This window comes from uncultured Adlercreutzia sp. (assembly GCF_958431955.1).
Taxonomy (GTDB): domain Bacteria; phylum Actinomycetota; class Coriobacteriia; order Coriobacteriales; family Eggerthellaceae; genus Adlercreutzia.
The window spans coordinates 1-19,897 of record NZ_CAUASN010000044.1 but is presented as its reverse complement, the minus strand read 5'-3'; the positions used below and the strand labels follow the sequence as shown (position 1 = coordinate 19,897).

Sequence of the window (19,897 nt, the reverse complement as noted above, 5' to 3'; positions counted from 1 at the left end):
TGCGCCAGCCGGTGAGGGCGCGGCCGTCCCAGTCGAAGAAGCTCTTGGTGCCGTTGCCCCAGGTGACCCAGCCCGTCTTCATGGCTCGATCATCGCCGAAGCAGTACCACGATCCGTCGATCTTCTGACGTCCGCCCACAGCCAGACCGTTAGCGCCGAAGTAGTAGCGCTTGCCGCCCTCGGTCACCCACGCGGAGACCGCATAGGTGCCGTCCTCGTAGCGGTAGCGAAACGACGCCCCTTCCGGCTGCAGGCCCACTGCGGGCTCGTCGATATCGCCGTCAACGCCATCCGCATCATCGGTATCGTCGGCGGCATCGGCCGTCGGAACGGCTGCGGGCAGAGCCGGCTCCGACTCGGACGCAGGCCGATCTGCGTCGGGAGCGATCTCTCCGTCGTCGCCATCGGCAGCCGGCGGCTCGGGCACTTCCTCGGCGCCATCGCCGTCCGCGGAATCCTCGGCGACCCCATCGGCGTCGAGCGCCGGGGCGTCCTCGATGGCAACCGGTGCCTGCGATGCGGCATCCGCTCCCCCCTCGGCCTCGGCGGCCTGAGCCGCCGCGGGCACCGACAGGCAGAGCAGGGCGGCCAGAAGAAGGCTCGCGCCCGCTCGCGGCAAGGGCGCCGCGATGCTACGTTCCCGTTTCTCCATACTGATACATCCTCCTGCATCGTCTCTCGATAATGCACCAGTATACCCTTCGGCAGGGGAAATGACACCCCCACAAGGCCAAACGGCTAGCGGTAGCTCGGCATGAGGAAGGTGAGGCCCGATTGCGTCTGCCCCACCCCGGCGTAGGCGTAGATGGCGTTCATCTGCGTGCCAATCTTCGCGGCCCAATCGCGGTCGGTGGCATATTGGTGCGAAACCGATCCATAGCGCGCGTACTCGACGTAGTTCCAGCGCATCTTGTAGAGGGTGTTCTGGCTGAAGACATTGTTGAGGTAATTGGTGGCAATCCAGCGCGCTGCCCCGTCGATGGCCTTCTCGGGGGTGCTCCAGCCGTTCTTGATGGCCAGGGCCCTCCCTCCCGACAGGGGGCTTGAGTCGTAGGCGCCGATTCCGTAGAAGTTGTAGTAGGTTCCCTTCGGCCACACCTTGCCGCCCACCAGCGTCTTGCCATCATAAGCATAGCCCCTGGCGAGCGTCGAGGTGCCCCAGCCGCTCTCGAGAATGGCATGGGCGAGCAGGTACACCTCGTTCACGCCGTAGCGGCGGGCGGCGTCGATGAACGCCTGCCCCTTCCCCGCGAGCGTCCCCGCCCGCCCGTTGGCCGTCGACGCAATGTAGGCATTGAGCTGGGCAGCGGAAACCATGCCGGAATAGCCTCGGTTGAGCTGCGCGAACTGGTAGTAGCTGCTCGAGCCGGCGGCGCAGTTCGCCGGCGACAGGGAGGCGGTCACCTGGGCCTGGGTGTATTTGAGGGAAGCCGGGCACGCCTTGAGCTCCTTAGCTGCCAGAGCCGACAAGGCAATGCCCGTGGATTCGGTCTTCGTCGTCGATGCCGTCCCGACCAGCTCCGACTTGTCGTTGAAGAAGTACGGCTGGCCGTCGATAACCTGCATGCCGCGCAGCGATTGGCCGTTGGCGGGGTTGAAGTAGTACGTCTTGCCGCCGATGGTCTGCCATTCCATGAGCGCGCGCCCCTGAGCGTCGAAGTAGCTCTTCGAGCCGTCGGCCTTCCAAGTCACCCAGCCGGTCACCATCTCCGAATCGGTGTTGAAGTAGTAGAGGAAGCCGCCGATCCACTGGCTCCAGCGCAGGCTCTTGCCGTCGGACCAGTCGAAGTAGTAGCGCTTCCCGTTCACCGTCTGCCAGCCGCCCTGCAGCTTCCCGTCAGAGGCGTAGTAGCTCTTGCGGCCGTCGGCATGCCAGGTGAGCAGCCCCGTGAACATGAAGCTGTCGCTGGCGAAGTAGTACCACGAGCCGTCGATCTTCTGGCTGTAGCGCCGCGAGATGCCGGTGGCCGGGTCGAAGTAGCACTTGCGCCCCTGGAAGCTGCGCCAGCCGAGCAGCGCCTTGCCGTCCCAGTCGAAGAAGCTCTTGGTGCCATCTTTCCAGGTGATCCAGCCGGTCTGCATGACGCTGTCGCCGTTGAAGTAGTACCAGGAGCCGTCGATCTTCTGGCTCCAGCGCTTGGAGATGCCGTTGGCGGGGTTGAAGTAGTACTTCTTGCCGCCGATGGTCTGCCACCCGAGCCACGCGCGCCCGGAGCTGGGGTCGAAGTAGCTCTTCGTGCCATCAGCACTCCAGGTGACCCAGCCGGTCTTCATCTGGGACTCGCCGTTGAAGTAGAACCAGTTCCCGTTGATCTTCTGGCTCCAGCGCAGGCTGATGCCGTTGGAAGGGTTGAAGTAGTACCATTCCCCATCTATCTCGTGCCAGCCGGTAAGCGCCGCGGCCTTGCCGTCCTCGCCCGGCTGGAAGTAGCTCTTGGTGCCGTCGGCGCTCCAGGTGACCCAGCCGGTCCTCATGCGGCACTGCCCGTCGAAGTAGTACCACTTCCCGTTGATCTTCTGGCTCCACTTCACGGCCTTGCCGTCGGAGCCGTAGTAATAGGCGTAGCCGTTCATCCAGGCCCAGGTGTTGGGCGTGCCGGTGAGCACCACGTCTTGGGTCGTCGACGAGAAGGAGGTGAAGGAGAAGTTCACGTCGCAGTACTTGCGGTACTGGCCGTTCACGATGCCGATGGAGGTGAATTGCCACAGATCGGTGTTGGCAACGCCGCTCGACGAGGCGCCGTAAGAGTAGCGAGCCACCCAGCGCGACCACCCGTTGCGCTTCATCACGTCGGCGCTGAACACGTTGGCCGTGAGCACGTTGTTGTACCAGTCCTGATTGGCATAGATGCCCACCTTGTAGCCCGCCGAGCGGATGGCGTTGCAGTAGGAGGTGGCGATCTTACCGAGCATATCGGCGCCCACCTTCTTCTGGGAGGCGTCCTCCATGTCGAGGTACACCGGAAGCGCAAGATCGGAGGGCGAGATGCCAGCGGCCTTCAGCTGGTCGAGGGTGGCTTTCACCTCATTCTCCACCGAGTACGTGGAGCCGGTGAGGTAGCGGGCGCGCGAGTACACGTACACGCCCACCTTGATACCGCTGGCCCGCGCGCCCTTGATGTTGCGCGCGAACCACGGATCGACGAAGAACTTGCCGTTGGAGCCGCCGTCGCCGATGCGGATGATGGCGAAGGTGATGCCGTCGGCTTTCATCTTCGCCCAATCGATGGCCTTGTAGGTGCCGCCGCTCTCGTTGTTGAAGTAGGAAATGTCGACGCCGACTTCCTTGGCGCCGGGCACCTTGATCTTCTGAAAGCTGTCGCTCGGCTTCTCCCGGTAGCTGTACTGTCCCACTCCGTCGCTCTTCGACCAGGTGGAGCGGTAGTCCACAGTCAGATCGGCGAAAGCCGCGAACGGGGTGATGCCGGCCGCCTCGTTCTGCTCGAGGAGCACGTTGTTGGGAACACCGTCGGTGATGCGCCAACTCTGGGCCAGTTCCTCGCCCTCTTCCTGCTCGGACGTCGGCTCCTCGGCGGCTCCTTCCGGGGAAGCAGCCGGTTCGGCGGCGACACGCTCGGCCACATCGGCATCATCGGTCTCCACGGGCGGCGCTCCTGCATCCTCGGGATCGTCAGGCTCGTCCTCCTCGGGCAGAGACGGCTGAGCGGAGACGTCGGGTGCGGACTCGCTCACCTCGGGCGCAACGCTCGCGTCCGGCACATCGGCCGCCGGCTCGTCGGCGCCCACCACCTCGGGCGCGGGAGGCTCGGTCGCCTCGATGTCGCCAATCTCGACATCGAAGTCATCGCCCAGGGCCGGAGATACGGGCACGAGGCTGGCAGCGAGGGCCACCGCGAGAACGGAAGAGCTCGACTTCGCCCAATACCCCTTGCGCACAGCGGGCTTGGCATGCTTTGCGCGCCTAGCGACCGAGCGGTTGATCATATTGAGACCTCCTGGGATGTCGTTCATTTCTCTGCTTCGTTTTCCCAAAATGCGAAAATTCATTTTATCAGGCAATTCATCATATGCACATGCTTCTGACAACTTCCCGTAAAAATTCGGCGAAAATGCACGAGGGTTCTACGGATGCACTGAAGGGGTGGGGCCGTCCCTCCAGAAGGGATGTGACCGTTTTTCCCTGAGGAGAGCACGAAGCCGCAATATCCCTTACACTATAGCGAGACGTCTTTTTGACCAGAAGGAGCCCACCACCATGGCAGACCGTTTCAGCAACATCATCGTTACCGGAGGGGCCGGGTTCATCGGCTCGAACTTCGTGCACTGGGTGCTCGACAACCAGCCCGACACCCGCGTCACGGTGCTCGACGCGCTCACCTACGCGGGCAACCGCGAGAACCTGGCCGGCTGCGACCCCGAGCGCATGACCTTCGTGCACGGGGACATCTGCGATGCCGACCTGGTGGGCCGCCTGTTCGCCGACGCCGACGCCTGCGTGCACTTCGCCGCCGAGAGCCACAACGACAACTCCATCGCCGATCCCACGCCGTTTCTGCGCACCAACGTGGAGGGCACCTTCACGCTGCTGCAGGCCGCCCGCGACCACGGCGTGCGCTTCCACCACATCTCCACCGACGAGGTGTACGGCGATCTGGCCCTCGACGACCCGGCGCGCTTCACCGAGGAGACGCCGTACCGCCCCTCGAGCCCCTACAGCTCCACCAAGGCGGCCTCGGACATGCTCGTGCGCGCATGGCACCGCACCTACGGCGTGCCGGTGACCATCTCCAACTGCTCGAACAACTACGGCCCCTACCAGCACGTCGAGAAGTTTATCCCCCGCCAGATCACGAACATCCTCTGCGGCATCCGCCCCAAGCTGTACGGCGACGGCCTGAACGTGCGCGACTGGATCCACACCGAGGATCACTCCTCGGCCGTGTGGGCCATCCTCACCGAGGGGCGCCTCGGCGAGACCTACCTCATCGGCGCCGACGGCGAGCGCAACAACATCGACGTGCTGCGCGCCATCCTGGCGGCCATGGGACGCGACGCCGACGACTTCGACTGGGTGCGCGACCGCCCCGGCCACGACCGCCGCTACGCCATCGACTCCGCGAAGCTGCGGCGCGAGCTGGGCTGGCAGCCCAAGCACACCGACTTCGCCGAGGGGCTGGCCGACACCATCGCCTGGTACACCGCCAACGAGGACTGGTGGCGCCCGGCCAAGGAGGCCACCGAGGCCAAGTACCGCGCCCAGGGCCAATAGGGCCGCCTGCACCGTTCCGAAGGAGATCGCCACCCATGACCACCGACCAGCATCGCCTCGTCATCCTCGGCTCCATGGACGAGTTCGTCGACCTCGTCGAGCGAGCCCGCGCCCGCGGCATCTACACCATCGTCTGCGACGGCTACGAGCACGGCCCCGCCAAGGCCCATGCCGACAAGGCCTACCTCGCCGACATCCGCGACACAGCCGCCGTCGCCGACATCTGTCGCGCCGAAGAGGCCGACGGCATCATCGCGTCGTTTTCCGACCTGCTTGCCGAGTGCATGATCGACATCGCCGACGCGGCCGGCCTTCCCGCCTACCTCAAGCCCGCCCAGGAGCGGTACCTGCGCGAGAAGCCGCTCATGAAGCAGATGTTCGCCGAGCTGGGCATCCCCACGCCCCGCTCGAAGGTGATCCGGCTCGAGACCCTCGAGGAGGACTGCGCCGACCTGGCGTTTCCCTGCGTGGTGAAGCCCTTGAACGGCTACGGGTCCCACGGCGTGTTCGTCGCCCGCAGCGCAGAGGAGGTGCGCGAGCGGTTCGCAGCGGCGGCCGCGCAGTCCACCTTCGACGCCCTCATCTCCGAGGAGTACAACGACGGCCGCGAGTTCAACGCCATGACCTGGGTGGTCGAGGGGCGCGCCCACGTGCTCAGCATCGCCGACCGCGAGAAGGCCCCCTTCGCGGACGGTGAGGTGCCCCAGGTGGTGCGCATCGCCTACCCGAGCACCCTCACCGCCGCCATCGCCGACGACGTGGCCGCCATCGCCACGAAGATCGCCGGCTACGTGGGCCTCGAGAACGGCCCTCTGTGCATCCAGCTGTTCCGCACCCCCGATGGCAGCCTGGCCGTCTGCGAGGCCGCCGGCCGCATCTTTGGCTACGAGCACGAGCTTTTGGAGCTGACGAGCGGCCTGGCCGTGGAGGACCTGTTGCTCGACCTGGTGTACAACCCTAAGGCCGCCGCCGCGCGCGTGCGCGCCCACTCCCCGCTTCTGCCCGGCCATGCCGCCGGCCTCTACTTCCACGGACGCGAGGGCGAAGTGGACGACATGACCGCGATGGACACCCTGGCCCAGCTCGAGGGCGTGACGGAGTACCTCCCGTACTACCGGCGTGGCGACGCCGTCGCCCGCGGGCGCGGCGCAAAGCCCTACGTGGCCCGCTACTACCTTGTCGCCGACAGCCGGCGGGGCGTGGACGCCCTCTCCGACGAGATCTTCTCGCGCGCCTCGGTCCTGGACCCGGCGGGCCGCGAGCTGCTCTTCTCGGCCGACGCGAGGGAACGGCATGAGTAAGGCCGCCCCCAACAAGCGCGCCGTCACGCTCATCGCGCTGCACCTGCTTTTGCTGGTGTACTCGCTCTCGGGCATCTTCAGCAAGAACGCCGCCCACGAGCCCTTCATGAGCCCCATGTTCATCGCGCTGTACGGCGGCATGCTCGCCATCCTGTTCATCTACGCCATCGGCTGGCAGCAGATCCTGAAGCGCCTGTCGCTCTCGCTCGCCTTCGCGAACAAGGCCGTCACGGTGGTATGGGGCATGGTGTGGGGCTTCTTCGTCTTCGGGGAGTCCATCTCGGTCCTGAATCTCATCGGGGCCGCCCTCGTCATCGCGGGCGTGGTGCTCTACGCCCGGGCCGATGCGGAGGAGGAGCGCCCCGGCGACTCCATCGACGGCGACGAGTGGACTGTCACCGGCATCGGCGAGGGGAGGTAGCCCGTGCTCGAGCTCTACATCGGCATCTACCTTCTGGGCGTGCTCATCTCGTCGGTCTCCCAGGTGCTCCTGAAGAAGGCGGCCCTGCGCACCTACGACTCGCCGTTGAAGGAGTACCTGAACCCGCTCGTCATCACCGCCTACGCCTTCTTCTTCGGCGCCACGCTCATGACCATCCTCGCCTACAAAGTGGTGCCGCTGTCCATGGGCGCCATCTTGGAGGCCACGGCCTATCTGTACATTACCTTCTTCGGCGTGACCATCTTCAAGGAGAAGATCGGCAAGAAGAAGGCCTGCGCGCTCGCGCTCATCATCGTCGGAATCGTCGTCTACTCGCTGGGCACCGTCTAGACCCCGGCGACCAAGGAAAGGCACGCTATGCTCGTTTCAGTCGTTATCCCTTGCTACTACTCCGAGAAGATGATCGGCACCGTGGTCGAGCAGACCCGCGCCGAGCTCGTGAAGGCCGGCTACTCCTACGAGTTCGTCCTCGTGAACGACGGCTCCACCGACGGCACCTTCGCCGCCATCTCGGCGCTGTGCGCCGAAGACGACCGCATCGTGGGCATCAACTGCGCCAAGAACTCCGGGCAGCACAACGCCATCATGGCCGGCCTGCGCGAGACGCAAGGCGACCTCATCCTGCTCATGGACGACGACATGCAGACCCACCCCTCCCAATGCGTGAAGCTGCTCGACTCCGTCGGGGACGCCGACGTGGTGTTCGCCAGCTGGCCCGAGCATAAGCAGGCCTGGTGGCGCGAGCTGGGGTCGAAGTTCACGGTGTGGTCCATGCGCGTGCTCACCGACCGGCCGAAGGAGATCTACGCCAGCAACTTCATCGTGCTGCGCCGCCACGTCCGCGATGAGATGGTGCGCTACCACGGCCCCTACGTGTACATCCAGGGGCTCATCTTCCGCGCCACGGCCAACATCAAGAACGTCGAGGTGGTTCACTACGAACGCGCCCAGGGCACGTCGGGATACACGCTCAAGACCCTCATCCGCCTGTGGTCAACGGTGCTGAACTTCTCCATGGTGCCGCTGCGCCTGGCCGCCGTCATCGGCGCGGTGCTCGGCGCCATCGGCCTCGTGGCGGCCCTGGCCATCTTCATCATGCGGCTCCTCGATCCTTCCATGCAGGCCGGCTGGCCCTCGCTCATGGCCACCGTGCTCACCTGCTCGGGCCTCATCATCCTGTTCCTCGGGCTTATCGGCGAGTATCTGGGCCGCGTGTTCATGACCATCAACAACGCGCCCCAGTACGTGCTCAAGCAGACCATCGACAACCGCTAAATTGCAGTACCCAACCCCATCGCAGAACGGAGCGACCATGAGAAAGAGAATCGTCATCTTCGGTGCCGGCGGCACCCTCGGGCTGTACCTGGTGGACCACCTTGCCCACACCCTGTCGCCCGACGAGTGGGAAGTCGTCGCCAGCGGGCGGTCGGACATCGCCTTCTTCGACCGCTACGCCCCACTCGTGCGCTACGTGCGCGCCGACATCACCGACGGGGAGTCGCTGGCGGCCCTCCCCCAGGAGGACGTGTACGCCGTGGTGCACTTCGCCGGGGCGCTGCCGGCCTACATGGAGGGCTACGACCCGCGCCGCTACGTGGACGCCAACGTCATGGGCACCTTGAACGTGCTCGAGTACGCCCGCACCGCAGGGGCCGACCGGGTGCTGTACACCCAGACCATCTCCGACTACACCGGCTACTTCGGCGAGATGACGGAACTGGCCGACGACATGCCGCGCAAGCCCGCCATGACCGGCGACCACGCCGTGTACGCCATCACGAAGATCTGCGCCGAGGAGCTGTGCTGGCACTACCGCGCCGCCTACGACCTGGGATTCTTCGCCTTCCGTCTGCCGAACATCTACTGCTTCATGCACGACAGCAAGACGCTCTACCACGACGGCAAGCCGGCCGTGAGCTCCTACCGCCTCATGATCGACAGGGCGCGGGCCGGCGAGCCGCTCGAGATCTGGGGGGATCCGGCCAAGGGCATGGATCTCATCTACGTGAAGGACTTCTGCCAGATGATCGAGAAGGCCCTCTTCGCGCCCAAGGACGCGAGCGGCACCTACAACGTGGGCACCGGCGTGCTCACCTCCCTGGAGGAGCAGGTGCACAACATCGTGGACGTGTTCTGCGAGCCGGGCGCCGTATCCGAGATCAGCTACCGCCCCGAGAAGCACGACTGCGTGAACTACTGCATGAACGTCGACAAGGCCCGGGCCAACCTCGGCTACGAGCCGGCCTACCCGCCCGTGAAGATGCTCGAGGACTACAAGGCCGAGATGGAGGCCGACCGCTTCGCCGACTTCTTCACCGAGCGCTACGAGGGGCGGTAGCCATGGCGCTCCCCTTCGACTTCACCGCGCTTAAGACCCCCTGCTTCGTCTTCGACGAGGCGGAGCTGCGCGACAACTTCGCCGACTTCCGCCGGGCGCTCGCCGAGCACTGGTCGCCGCGCTCGAACGTGGCCTACTCGGTGAAGACCAACCCCTTTCCGTGGATCCTGGAAGTGGCCCGCGAGGAGGACTGCTATGCCGAGGTGGTCTCCGACGAGGAGTACGCCCGGGCCCTTAAGGCCGGCTTCCCGCCCGAGCAGATCGTGTTCAACGGCCCCATCAAGGGCCGCGAGTGGCTCTTCTTCGCCCTGGACGCCGGGTCGTACGTGAACCTCGACTCGAAGCGCGAGATCGCCTGGGTGCGCGAGTACGCCGAGGCGGGCAAGCGGGCCCGCGTCGGCATTCGCGCGAACATCCTGCTCGAGAAGTACTGCCCCGGCGAGACGCTCTCGGACGACCGCCATGGCCGCTTCGGCTTCTCCTTCGAGGGCGGCGAGCTGGCCCGGGCCATCGAGGAGCTGCGGAGCGTGGAGGGCGTGGAGATCCGCGGGCTGCACATGCACGTGACCACCTTGAGTCGATCGCAGAAGGTCTACCGCACCCTGGCCGACGCCGCGGCCGAGATCATCCGCGCGTTCGACCTGGAGCTGGACTGGTTCGATATCGGCGGCGGCTTCTACGGCGGCGGACCTGCCAACGTGGGCGCCTACGACGACTACGTGCGCACCATCCGCGAGGCCATGGGCGACGCCTGCGATCCCGCGCGCACCGAGCTTTTGGTGGAGCCGGGCGGCGCGGTGGTGTGCACGCCGGGCTACTACGCCGGCCGCGTCATCGACGTGAAGGACATCGTGGACGAGCACTACGTGGTCACCGAGCTGTCGCGCATCAACATCGACCACGAGATGAAGAAGACCTCCTACGTGCACGAGATGATCGCCGAGAGCACCGAGACGCTCCCCCGGCAGATCATCTGCGGCTACACCTGCATGGACAGCGACCGCCTCTTCACGGCCGCAGACGAGCCGGCCCTCGCGCCGGGAGACATGGTGGTCATCCGCTACGCCGGCGCCTACTCCATGAGCTTCACGCCCCAGTTCTTCATCGAGTACCCGCCCGCCGTGTATGCCGCGGCCCCCGACGGCACGGCAACCCTGCTGCGCGAACCCTGGAACGAGCGCCCTCCGCGCCTCTAGCCCGCAGGTGCCCGAAGGCACGCTGAACGAGAACGGCCCCCGCCGATACGCTCGGGCGGGGGCCGTCGTTTTTACGGGGACGAGGCGAGCGCGCCCTAGGCGTTCCCACCCGGCAGCGCCGCGCCTCCGAGCAGGATGCGGTTCTCGGCCACGCGGAACAGGTGCTGGCCGTAGGCGGTTTTCGCGTGGCGCTCGGCGGCCTCGAGCAGCACCTCGCGGGTGATCCAGCCGTTGTTGTAGGCGATCTCCTCCAGCGAGGCGATCTGGAGGCCCTGGTTGTCCTCCACGGCCTTCACGAACTCGGAGGCTTTGTACAAGCTCGGGATGGTGCCCGTGTCGAGCCATGCCGAGCCGCGGTGCAGCACCCTCACCTCCAGGCTGCCGTCCTCCAGGTACTGCCGATTCACGTCGGTGATCTCCAGCTCACCACGATCGGAGGGCACGACGCTCTTGGCGAACTCCACCGCGCGGTTGTCGTAGAAGTACAGGCCCGTCACCGCGTAGTTCGACTTCGGATGCTCCGGCTTCTCCTCGATGGACAGGGCATGGCCCGCCTCGTCGAACTCTACCACGCCGAAGCGCTCCGGGTCGTCCACGTAGTAGCCGAACACCGTGGCGCCGTGCTCGCGGGAGGCGGCCTGGCGCAGCAGGCCCGACAGGCCGCCGCCGTAGAAGATGTTGTCGCCGAGGATGAGGGCGCAGCCGTCGCCGTCGAGGAATTCCTCGCCGATGATGAGCGCCTGGGCGAGGCCGTCGGGGCTGGGCTGCACGGCGTAGGACATGTTCACGCCGAACGACGAGCCGTCCCGCAGCAGCTCCTGGAAGTTCGGCAAGTCGGCCGGGGTGGAGATGAGCAGGATGTCGCGGATGCCCGCCAACATGAGAATGGACAGCGGGTAGTACACCATGGGCTTGTCGTACACGGGAAGCAGCTGCTTCGACGTGACCTTCGTCAGCGGGTACAGGCGGGTACCCGAACCACCAGCCAGGATAATGCCTTTCACGTTAACCTCGATTCTCACCGATCAGACAGGTTCGTTTGATTGGAATCGTATCACAAGAAGCGGGTCGGCGTCTTTCTGTTTCAAGGGAACCTCGTCGACGACCTCGGCCGTCGCGCGAGCGTCGTAGTGCTCCCGCAGGTACGCCTCCACATGCTCAATGGACTGCTTGCGCCGCGTGACGAAGAAGGTGTCCGGGCGATCGACGAGGCTCTTCAGGGGATTCTCGATGCCGAGTTGCGCGTTATGCCCCTTGATGATGGGAGACCCCTGGGTCCAGCCACCCACGAGCACCGTGGAGTCCATGAGCTTCTTCGGCGGCAGATGACGGTACTTGAGCTCCTTTTCCACCTGGGTGAAGGTGGTCGTGTCCCACACGTACACCACGCCCGGCTCCGAGAAGCGGTCGATGAGGGCATTCTGCTCCACGAAGGGGCTCTCCTTGAGGAACTGGTCGGCCCGCTCCACATTGAAGGCGGGAGCCCATTTCACGACGAGGCCCACCGCGCAGAGCAGCGCAAAGGCAACGCCCACCACGGCCGAGGCCAAGCGCCTCCGCTCGGACACCGCCGGCCGGAACCGCGCCAAGGCGACGCATTGCAGGCAGGTCGCGGCGCAGGGAAGGAGCGAGAACAGCCAAACGGAGTACTCCACGCGCGCGGGCAGGCGCCCCGTGTAGCGGAACAACACGCAGGCCGCGAAAGCCCCCAGAAGAGACGCCGCAACCACAACGAGCGTGCGCCTGCGGCCGAGCAGCAGGGCTGCGGCGGCCACGCAGGCAAGCGAGACGGTGAGCAACGGGGATTTCACCATGTGCTTTGCTTGGGAAAGGAAGGCGGCGCCCATGCTGCGATCCTCGGGCGGTTTGCGCGCTATATCTGCGACCTGCTGCAGCCTCTCGGCGGTTATGTAATCGGGATCGGCCGTGATCCAATTCCGCATGAGCCAGTAATCGTCCTCCGAAACGCCGATGGCGTCGAGCTCGGCCTTGATGTCCTGGTAATCTTGCGTGGGATAGTCAACCAGGCTGTAGCGCGCGTCGTTGTAGGTCTGCCAGGGCTCCCACTTCGGATCGGCCCATACTGCCTTGTCGTAGGCCAGGGCGCCGCCCACGGCAAGGCCCACGGCGAGCGCCGCCGCAAGCGCCCACCCCACGAGGCTGCGGATGCGCGGGCCCTCCCCCTTGCGGCATTGGAGCAGAAGCCCGGCGAAGGCCACGGCCAGAAAGGGGGCGGAGAGCAGGAGCACCAGGGCGCGCCACATGAACCCCACGACGACGAGCGCCACACCCGCGAGGCAGCAGGATACCTGACGGCGCGCAATGCCCGTGCAGCAGCAGAACTCCCCCGCCATCACGCACAGGGCGGCCACTACCGTGAAGTTACCGCCGAGCGTGCACTTCGGCATGATGAAGTAGGCCACGAATCCCAAGCATGTCAGCCCAACGCCGAGGGGCGCATGGCGGAAGAGCAGGTAGGCCAGGGCGAAGAAAGCCGCCGTGGCAGCCGAGCGCTCCACGATGAGGAACCAGTTGAGATCGGGGATGGCCATGTTCAGCTGGTAGATCAGCCCGTTGAGCACGGCGTTGGTGAACAGGCACTGGCCGCCGTCGGGATACAGGCCCGACAGAGCAATGGAGATGCCCAGATCATCGTCGGGACCGCGCCAATCGTCGTTCAAGATGAGCAGGCCGCAGACAAGCACGGTCACCGCCAACGCCGCCGCCAGGCACGGCCACGCCGGCCGGCTCGTCTTGAAATCACTTCGGAGGGAAGACAGGGCGCGCTCAGCGCACCCCTTGACGGTATCTAGCATAGGCTCGTTTCACTCGTATATCGCGACAGTGGTTTGCATCTCCCCTATTCTACTCCAACCCACGGCGCCTGGCGAAACTTTAGGGGCGGAGGAGTTTGCGGGCCAAGGCGGCGGCGCGTCGCTTCGTGGAGCCAGGCGCCGCGGCGGGCGCCGCAATGGCGAAGCGGCACTTCCCCTCCGCTGCGTAGGCCTCGCGCACCAGGTCGAGCCGATCTGCGGGGTCGGACGTGCGGGCCAGCCGCTCGGCCAGCACCACCAACCCGGAACGCGACCGCTCGGGCGCGTCCTGGTAGATCCATTTGTCGCCCGCGAACGTCGCAGACGCATCGGTCTGCTCCGGCGTCCAGCCGTGAACGCAGGCGCCGTCGAAGAACACCCCGCTTGCGATCTGGCGGGCGGGGTTGCCCGCCCAGCTCGTGTTCGAGGGGATGACCTTGCCCGCCACCACCGCCGCGCCGCCGACGATGCTGCCCGAGCCGACGGTCGTGCCCTTCAGTAGCATGCACGATTGCCCGAGCCACACATGGTCGCCGATCACCACGTCGCGGCTGGGGTTGATGCGCCGGCGTCCCTCCACGGCGTACACCAGGTGCGGAGCGGCCGTGCGTATCCACACGTCGAAGGAGATGAGGCCGCGGTCGCCGATGAGGACGCTGCGCCGCTCCGACACGATGAGGTGGACAGGCCCGTTGGTGTAGGTGCCCGTACCGACGGCGAAGGTGCAACCGGCGTGCACGGTGGCGTCCAGGCGCAGGGCGCTGTTGCCGCCCGCGAGGTAGACGACTGCGCCCGGGCCGGCGAAGACGAGCTTCGCGCTCGTCAACGTCACATCATCGCCGCAAAAGAGGAAGCACCCCCCCCCGAGCGCCTTATCAGTGAAGGTGACTTGGGAGTTCACCAAATTCGGCACCGAGCCCACCAGCACATGGTCCGACTCGGCGAAGAAGCGCTCGAGCTCCTCCTTGGTTCGCAGCACCACGCTCATCGGCGCCCCTCCTTTCCCGCCGGGCGCGCACCGGCGCCCCGACGATTTCCTCCGCCCCGTCCGCAGGGCGGCGCCCGACCGCCCTGCGGACGGCCTATTCCAAAACGCGCTCGGTGGCGCTCGCCAGAAGATTCGGCGAGCGCATGATGAACAGCACATCGCCCACTTCCGGATGCTCCTCGAGAAAGCCGTCGAGGGTGCCGTCGTAGTGACGCGGATCCAGCACGTAGGTCGTGGCGTAGTGAACCGCCAGGAAGCGCTCCATGCAATTGGAGTAGGAGTCAGCCACGATGAGCAGGGCACGATCGGAGGCCGCCTCTTCATTCTCGATCTCGATCAGGGCGTAATCGGTGTGGAAGTACTCGGCGTAGCGGCTCGAGAACGCGTTGGCAGCCCAAGTGCCGCCCTCGTAGTTCTTCCGGTGGACGAGGGCGTCCATGGAGGCCTCGGCGCCGTCGATGGTCACCGACAGTTGCGGGAAGTCGGCGAACTCGTAATCGACGATGCGGTCCTCGTAGTCGGCGTCCAGACCGCGGCGGGCGAAGGTGCCGCGGAACGCCGGCTCGTCATAGGAAACGAGGGATGCCGGCTCGAGCGCCTCGTCGCCGAAACCGAGGGCGGCGGCCATGCGCTCGTAGGCGGCGAAGGCCCCTTGGATATTCCAATGATGGTCGGTCTTGTTCCACTGATCGGCGAACTCGTCGTAGGTGACGTTGCCGCTCACCCATCGGAACTTCCCGTCGTTGTCCTCGAAGATGGACTCCATCGAGCCGTAGGTGAGGGGATTTGAGATAAGGGCCGCCGTGGGAGAGCCCTGCACGTTCATGGAGTCGGGCCCGAGGTAGACGAAGACGCGCTCGTCGGGATGGCGCTCGCTGAAGGCGCCGATCTCGTCGCGCACGCGCTCGGCGGTGCCGAGTACCTTCTCGGTGGCCTTCTCGGCCGTCTCCAAGAGCCGGCCCTCGGAGGGGGCCACCACGATGGCCGAGCCGTAGAACGCCGGGTAGCATTCCCAATGGAAGAGCGCGTTGGAGGCCGCGATGGCCGTGCGCTGCAGCGCCCCGTTGACGAGCAGTGCCGTGGCCTTGGCGGGAACGCAGTTGCCCACCGCGTCCTCGGCCGCCTCCTGGAACGCACCGGAGGCGAACCCCTCCACGGTGGCGACGGCGGCCGGGTCGGCTTCGGTTATGCCGCCCGAGAGATAGGCCGCATCAGCGGCCGTGAGCCACGAGGGAAGCGCTACCCCCCCCCATGAGGCTAATCCGATCAGGGCCGGGCCGCACAGCAGCAGGCAGAGCGCGCCCGAGAGCAGGATGTTTCTCACCTTCACGACGCCCTCCCTAGAACTGGAAGTAGATGAACGGGTTGTAGGAGCTGGACACCACCGACATGGCCGAGAGCACGAACACGCCCACGAGCGCCACGTCCACGGCGATATTCACCGCCGCGAGCACCCGGGCGCGCCCTGGCGCCACCGCGGCGCCCTCGCAGATCGCCTGGCAGGGCGGCACGGCGGCGTTGCCCTTGGCCGGCGCGGCGACGACGGGGCGGCGCGGATCGCCCTCGGCCCAGGCCTGAAGCTTCTTGCGCAGGTACGGTGCCCAGGGCAGCGAGCCTACGATGAAAACGGGCACGAGGCTCACATAGCTCCACGACTGCAGCTCCCACAGCGTGGAGGTGCCGAGCCAGCCGTAGGCGCCGAACATGGCGCAGAACCACTCGCCCACGTTCGTAAGCCCTGTCACGGCGAAGAGCAGCCAGCCGAAGAAGAACAGCACCGCGCACCAGATGTGGCTCACGAAGCCCGGCAGCCGGTCGAGCAGCCTCATGACGAAGAACTTCTCCAAGAGGATGAGCACGCCCCAGTACAGGCCCCACAGAAGGAAGTTCCATGCGGCCCCGTGCCAGATGCCCGTCAGCCCCCACACGATCATGGTGTTAACCACGAAGCGCGGCGTGCTCACGCGGTTGCCGCCGAGCGGGATGTATACGTAGTCGCGGAAAAAGCCGCCCAGGGACATGTGCCAGCGGCGCCAGAACTCCGTGGCCGATTTGGAGGTGTAGGGGTAGTTGAAGTTGCGCGGATAGTCGAAGCCCATCATCTTGCCCATGCCGATGGCCATGTCCGAATAACCGGAGAAGTCGAAGTAGATCTGGAAGGTGTAGGCGGCAACGCCCGAGAAGCAGCCCACGAACCCGATCTCGGCGGCCTCGCGGGGCAGAAGCGAGTCGGCCAGCACGCCGGCGGTGTTGGCGAGGAGCACCTTCTTGCCGAGGCCCACGCAGAACAGGCGCAGCCCCTGGGCGAAGCCCGCGAGCGTGGCGCGGCGGTGGTCGATCTCGTACTCGATGTCGGCGTAGCGCACGATGGGGCCGGCCACCAGCTGGGGGAACATGGCGATGTACATGCCCAAATACAGCGGATTGCGCTGCACCTTTACCTCGCCGCGGTACACGTCCACCACGTAGGTGATGGCCTGCAGCGTGAAGAACGAGATGCCGATGGGAAGCGCCAGGTTCAGCTCCGCGATGAACTCCTCGCCGAGCGCCCGGTTCACGTTCTCGGCTAAAAAGCCCTGGTACTTGTAGAACCCGAGCACGAGCAGGTTGGCCGCGAGCGCCAGCACGAGCCACAGGCGCTTAGACGCCGTCCTGCCCTCACCGCACTTGCCGATGATGAAGGCGAACAGCCAGTTGAAGCCGATGGAGGCCACCATGAGCCACACGTACACCGGCTCGCCCCAGGCGTAGAACACCAGCGAGAACGCCAGCAGCACGACGTTTCGCGCCGGGCGCCAGGGCAGCGCGAAGTACACCGCCAAAAACAGCGGCAGAAACGCGAACAGGAAGATGGTGCTCGAGAAGACCACGGGCGGGCTCCTTCTGGAACGTCGTGTCGATAGGCCTCGGAAATGATACCTTACATTTTCCTTAAGAACGCGCTCGACCCGAGAAAACAGAGGGCCGAAGCCCGCAGGCGACGGGGAAGGGGGCGTCCCTACTGCGCGTCGTAGCGAATCTGCACCTGGTAGATGATCTTGTTCACGGAGTTCATCTCCTCGCGCTCCACGGCGGTGGGCGCGATGGTCACGCCGAACTCCGTCTCGATGGCCACGAGCAGCTCGATGGCGGCCATGGAGTCCAAAAGCCCCTCCTCGAACAGATCGACGTCCCGCTCCTCGCGGATGACCTCGTCGTCGCAGATCTCCTCGATCAACTCGAGCATGCGCTCCTCGACGGAATTCTCAGCCATTGGGCAAACCTCCTATAACCGTGTGCATCTGACCCGAGAAAATGGCCATGCCCAGCATGACCAGGTTAATGGTAACAAACCATTGGACGGCCTTGTACCAGTTCTTCTTCTTGTGCTTCTTGTGGAAGGACGATTTCTTCTGGTACACGTCGGTGGCGCCCATGAGCACGCCGTAGTAGGCGCCGTATACCAGGTAGTCCACCGTCAGTCCGTGCCAGGCGCCCATGAGCATGAAGTTCGCTAGGTAGCCGGCGCAGGCCGTGTGCAGACGGTCCTTGAAGAGCTTGCGGCGCGTGGCCGACTTCACCGCCCGCATGAACACGAAGTCGCGCAGCCAGGTGGAGAGCGTCATATGCCAGCGGTCCCAGAAATCGCGCACGTCGAGCGCCAGGAAGGGGGCGCGGAAGTTGCGCGGCGTCTTGATGCCGAAGCAGTAGCTCGCCCCCATGGCCATGAGCGAGTAGCCCGCGAAGTCGAAGAACAGGTAGAAGCCGTACATGTAGGCGTCCTTCACCTGGGCGCCCAGCTCCTGCCACCAGGGCCCGTCGCCCCAGGGCGCGGGCGTGAAGTAGTGGTGGAACACCGTGCCGAGCACCTTCTGGTACACCGCGCCCACCAGCAAGAGCATGATGCCGCGGGCTAGCAGGTCGGCGTACTGGGAGGCCGTGTAGGTGCGGTTCGCGTCCTCGGTGAAGCGGCGGCTGCGGTCGATGGGCCCGGAGGTGAAGGGCGTGAAGAACACGAGGAAGTACAGGTAGTCGGCGAAGTTCATGTCCTCGATGAGGTCGTCGCGGATCTCGATGATCACCTGCACGGCCTTGAAGGTGATGTACGAGATGCCGATGAAGCCCATGAGGTTCTGGTCGAACACCGCGGCGATCTTGTAGACGACGAGCGGCGCTATGACAAGCACGAGGGCTGTGCGGAACTTCCAGAGCGCCTTCTGCCCCGTCTTCCAGCTATGCAGCTCCCAGAAAGTGGCGGCGCAGGCAATGGCGAGGAAGGCTCCGAAGGCCGCCATGCCCTCCAGGTTCTCGCCGAACAGCAGGAGGAGGAAGGCAAGGGACGCGGCCAGGCCGTAGTACTTGATGCGGTGGCCCGAGAAGCCGAGGATGGCCGCGGGCACGATGGCCACGGCCAGAAAAACGTAGAATGCCGGGTCGATGTAGAAGTTCATACTCGCTGCCACCTCGCCCTAGGCCAGTGCCTTGCGGTCGATCTTGCCGTTCACGTTCAGGGCGAACTCGTCATGGTAGACGATCTTCTTCGGCACCATGTACTCCGGAACCAGCTCCTTGAGGGCGGACTTGATCTCGCGCGACATGGCGAAGTCGCAGGGCGCCTCCGGGTCGGCGGGGCGCACATGGGCCACCAAGTGCGTCACCTTGCCGTCGCGCTCGGCGGCGAGCACCACCGCCTCGGCCACCGCCGGCACGCGCACGAGGGCCTGCTCCACGTCGGCCAGCTCCACGCGGAAGCCGTTGAGCTTCACCTGGAAGTCCAGCCGCCCCAGGCAGAATAGGCGCCCCTTATCGTCGAGATAGCCCTTGTCGCCGGTCTTGTAGCAGCCGACGAGCTTGCCGTCGGCGCTCTCGATCTGTGAGAAGACGGCACCGGTCAGGTCGGGACGGCCGTAATAGCCCGCCGACACGGTGTTTCCGGCCAGGTAGATCTCCCCCACCTGCCCGCGCGGCAGCTCCTCGCCCGTCTCGGGGTCGCGGACGATCGCCTCCATACCCGGGCTCAGGTAGCCCACGGGGAGCGGGTTCACCTCCCGTGCCAGCCCCTCGTCTACCGCGATATCGGTCACAGCCTGGGTCTCGGTGGGCCCGTAGGTGTTCAGCACCCGCGCCCCCGGAAAGCGCTCGAGCAGCTTGAGGGCCGTGGCGTTGCGGAGCACCTCCCCGCACAAGATGACGTTCTCCAAACGCGGCAGCAGCTCTGCGCCGAAGGACGGGTCGGCCAGGCACATCTCGACGAAGGAGGGGGTGGATATCCAGGTGGTCAGCCCGCTTTCCGCCAGGGCATCGAAGGTGGCGCGCATGGACTGCTCCGCTTCCGACTCCAGGGCGAAGAGCGTATAGCCCGAGGCCAGGCCCGCGATGATGTCGAACAGGCTCACGTCGAAGGTGTAGGGCACCCGGTTGAAGCTCACGCCGTCGGAGCGCTCGGGGAACAGGGTGCGGAAATAGTCCATGAAGGCGTCGACGCACCGGGAGGGCATCTGCACGCCCTTGGGACGGCCGGTGCTTCCCGAGGTGAACAGCAGGTAGAAGGGGGTGTCGCCGGAAATCCAGCGGGAGCGGTCGACGCGCTCGCCCGCCCGGCCCCAGGCC

The 19,897-nt window shown here is 65.6% G+C and carries 17 protein-coding genes; 7 read left to right on the top strand and 10 right to left on the bottom strand.

What is annotated here, in order from left to right:
• On the bottom strand, window positions 1-652 hold a 652-nt coding region (locus Q5064_RS10410; protein ID WP_368389104.1), incomplete at its 3' end, for an N-acetylmuramoyl-L-alanine amidase family protein.
• An 86-nt stretch (window positions 653-738) separates the two neighbouring features.
• Complete coding sequence (locus Q5064_RS10405) at window positions 739-3,945, bottom strand: GH25 family lysozyme (protein ID WP_302964467.1); 3,207 nt, start codon at window positions 3,943-3,945, stop codon at window positions 739-741.
• A 271-nt stretch (window positions 3,946-4,216) separates the two neighbouring features.
• On the opposite strand from Q5064_RS10405, the gene rfbB reads away from it, so the two are divergent.
• From rfbB to Q5064_RS10370, 7 genes are read left to right on the top strand one after another with little or no spacing between them, the layout of a single operon-like run.
• Window positions 4,217-5,230: a dTDP-glucose 4,6-dehydratase gene (gene rfbB, locus Q5064_RS10400; RefSeq protein WP_302964465.1), complete on the top strand. Its 1,014-nt coding sequence runs from the start codon at window positions 4,217-4,219 to the stop codon at window positions 5,228-5,230.
• Window positions 5,231-5,265: 35 nt separating this feature from the next.
• The gene (locus Q5064_RS10395) at window positions 5,266-6,531 is read left to right on the top strand and encodes an acetyl-CoA carboxylase biotin carboxylase subunit family protein (protein WP_302964463.1); all 1,266 of its coding nucleotides are present in this window, start codon (window positions 5,266-5,268) and stop codon (window positions 6,529-6,531) included.
• The gene (locus Q5064_RS10390; RefSeq protein WP_302964461.1) at window positions 6,524-6,952 is read left to right on the top strand and encodes a transporter; all 429 of its coding nucleotides are present in this window, start codon (window positions 6,524-6,526) and stop codon (window positions 6,950-6,952) included. Before Q5064_RS10395 ends, Q5064_RS10390 begins: the two co-directional genes overlap by 8 nt.
• 3 nt (window positions 6,953-6,955) lie before the next feature.
• Window positions 6,956-7,303, top strand: coding sequence for an EamA family transporter (locus Q5064_RS10385; RefSeq protein WP_302964460.1), 348 nt, complete (start codon window positions 6,956-6,958; stop codon window positions 7,301-7,303).
• Window positions 7,304-7,330: 27 nt separating this feature from the next.
• Entirely contained in the window at window positions 7,331-8,248 is a 918-nt protein-coding gene (locus Q5064_RS10380) for a glycosyltransferase (RefSeq protein ID WP_302964458.1), read from the top strand.
• Between the two features lie 37 nt (window positions 8,249-8,285).
• Complete coding sequence (locus tag Q5064_RS10375) at window positions 8,286-9,311, top strand: NAD(P)-dependent oxidoreductase (protein ID WP_302964456.1); 1,026 nt, start codon at window positions 8,286-8,288, stop codon at window positions 9,309-9,311.
• A 2-nt stretch (window positions 9,312-9,313) separates the two neighbouring features.
• A complete protein-coding gene (locus Q5064_RS10370) occupies window positions 9,314-10,507 on the top strand; it encodes a hypothetical protein (protein ID WP_302964454.1) in 1,194 nt (397 codons plus the stop codon).
• A gap of 95 nt (window positions 10,508-10,602) precedes the next feature.
• Here the strand turns inward: Q5064_RS10370 and rfbA are convergent, their stop codons facing one another.
• The 8 genes from rfbA to Q5064_RS10330 form a co-directional block, all read right to left on the bottom strand.
• The gene (gene rfbA, locus Q5064_RS10365) at window positions 10,603-11,511 is read right to left on the bottom strand and encodes a glucose-1-phosphate thymidylyltransferase RfbA (protein WP_302964452.1); all 909 of its coding nucleotides are present in this window, start codon (window positions 11,509-11,511) and stop codon (window positions 10,603-10,605) included.
• A gap of 21 nt (window positions 11,512-11,532) precedes the next feature.
• Window positions 11,533-13,323: a hypothetical protein gene (locus Q5064_RS10360; protein WP_302964450.1), complete on the bottom strand. Its 1,791-nt coding sequence runs from the start codon at window positions 13,321-13,323 to the stop codon at window positions 11,533-11,535.
• Between the two features lie 79 nt (window positions 13,324-13,402).
• Complete coding sequence (locus Q5064_RS10355) at window positions 13,403-14,308, bottom strand: hypothetical protein (protein ID WP_302964448.1); 906 nt, start codon at window positions 14,306-14,308, stop codon at window positions 13,403-13,405.
• A gap of 94 nt (window positions 14,309-14,402) precedes the next feature.
• Window positions 14,403-15,638 carry a DHHW family protein gene (locus tag Q5064_RS10350; protein WP_302964447.1) on the bottom strand — a complete coding sequence of 412 codons (1,236 nt, stop codon included), beginning with the start codon at window positions 15,636-15,638 and terminating at the stop codon, window positions 14,403-14,405.
• A gap of 10 nt (window positions 15,639-15,648) precedes the next feature.
• A complete protein-coding gene (locus tag Q5064_RS10345) occupies window positions 15,649-17,178 on the bottom strand; it encodes an MBOAT family protein (RefSeq protein ID WP_302964445.1) in 1,530 nt (509 codons plus the stop codon).
• A gap of 128 nt (window positions 17,179-17,306) precedes the next feature.
• A complete protein-coding gene (gene dltC, locus Q5064_RS10340) occupies window positions 17,307-17,561 on the bottom strand; it encodes a D-alanine--poly(phosphoribitol) ligase subunit DltC (protein WP_302964442.1) in 255 nt (84 codons plus the stop codon).
• Window positions 17,554-18,738 (bottom strand): D-alanyl-lipoteichoic acid biosynthesis protein DltB, encoded by a 1,185-nt coding sequence (gene dltB / locus Q5064_RS10335; RefSeq protein ID WP_302964439.1) that lies wholly within the window; start codon window positions 18,736-18,738, stop codon window positions 17,554-17,556. The genes dltC and dltB overlap by 8 nt, the downstream gene beginning before the upstream one ends.
• Before the next feature lie 18 nt (window positions 18,739-18,756).
• Window positions 18,757-19,897: AMP-binding protein (locus Q5064_RS10330; protein WP_302964436.1), on the bottom strand; the 1,141-nt coding region annotated here is incomplete at its 5' end.

Bases quoted from the DNA above. Each gene is read 5' to 3' on its own strand.
- Q5064_RS10405 (WP_302964467.1), bottom strand. From the start codon at position 3,945: ATGATCAACCGCTCGGTCGCTAGGCGCGCAAAGCATGCCAAGCCCGCT.
- rfbB (WP_302964465.1), top strand. From the start codon at position 4,217: ATGGCAGACCGTTTCAGCAACATCATCGTTACCGGAGGGGCCGGGTTC.
- Q5064_RS10395 (WP_302964463.1), top strand. From the start codon at position 5,266: ATGACCACCGACCAGCATCGCCTCGTCATCCTCGGCTCCATGGACGAG.
- Q5064_RS10390 (WP_302964461.1), top strand. From the start codon at position 6,524: ATGAGTAAGGCCGCCCCCAACAAGCGCGCCGTCACGCTCATCGCGCTG.
- Q5064_RS10380 (WP_302964458.1), top strand. From the start codon at position 7,331: ATGCTCGTTTCAGTCGTTATCCCTTGCTACTACTCCGAGAAGATGATC.
- Q5064_RS10375 (WP_302964456.1), top strand. From the start codon at position 8,286: ATGAGAAAGAGAATCGTCATCTTCGGTGCCGGCGGCACCCTCGGGCTG.
- Q5064_RS10370 (WP_302964454.1), top strand. From the start codon at position 9,314: ATGGCGCTCCCCTTCGACTTCACCGCGCTTAAGACCCCCTGCTTCGTC.
- Q5064_RS10360 (WP_302964450.1), bottom strand. From the start codon at position 13,323: ATGCTAGATACCGTCAAGGGGTGCGCTGAGCGCGCCCTGTCTTCCCTC.
- Q5064_RS10355 (WP_302964448.1), bottom strand. From the start codon at position 14,308: ATGAGCGTGGTGCTGCGAACCAAGGAGGAGCTCGAGCGCTTCTTCGCC.
- dltC (WP_302964442.1), bottom strand. From the start codon at position 17,561: ATGGCTGAGAATTCCGTCGAGGAGCGCATGCTCGAGTTGATCGAGGAG.
- dltB (WP_302964439.1), bottom strand. From the start codon at position 18,738: ATGAACTTCTACATCGACCCGGCATTCTACGTTTTTCTGGCCGTGGCC.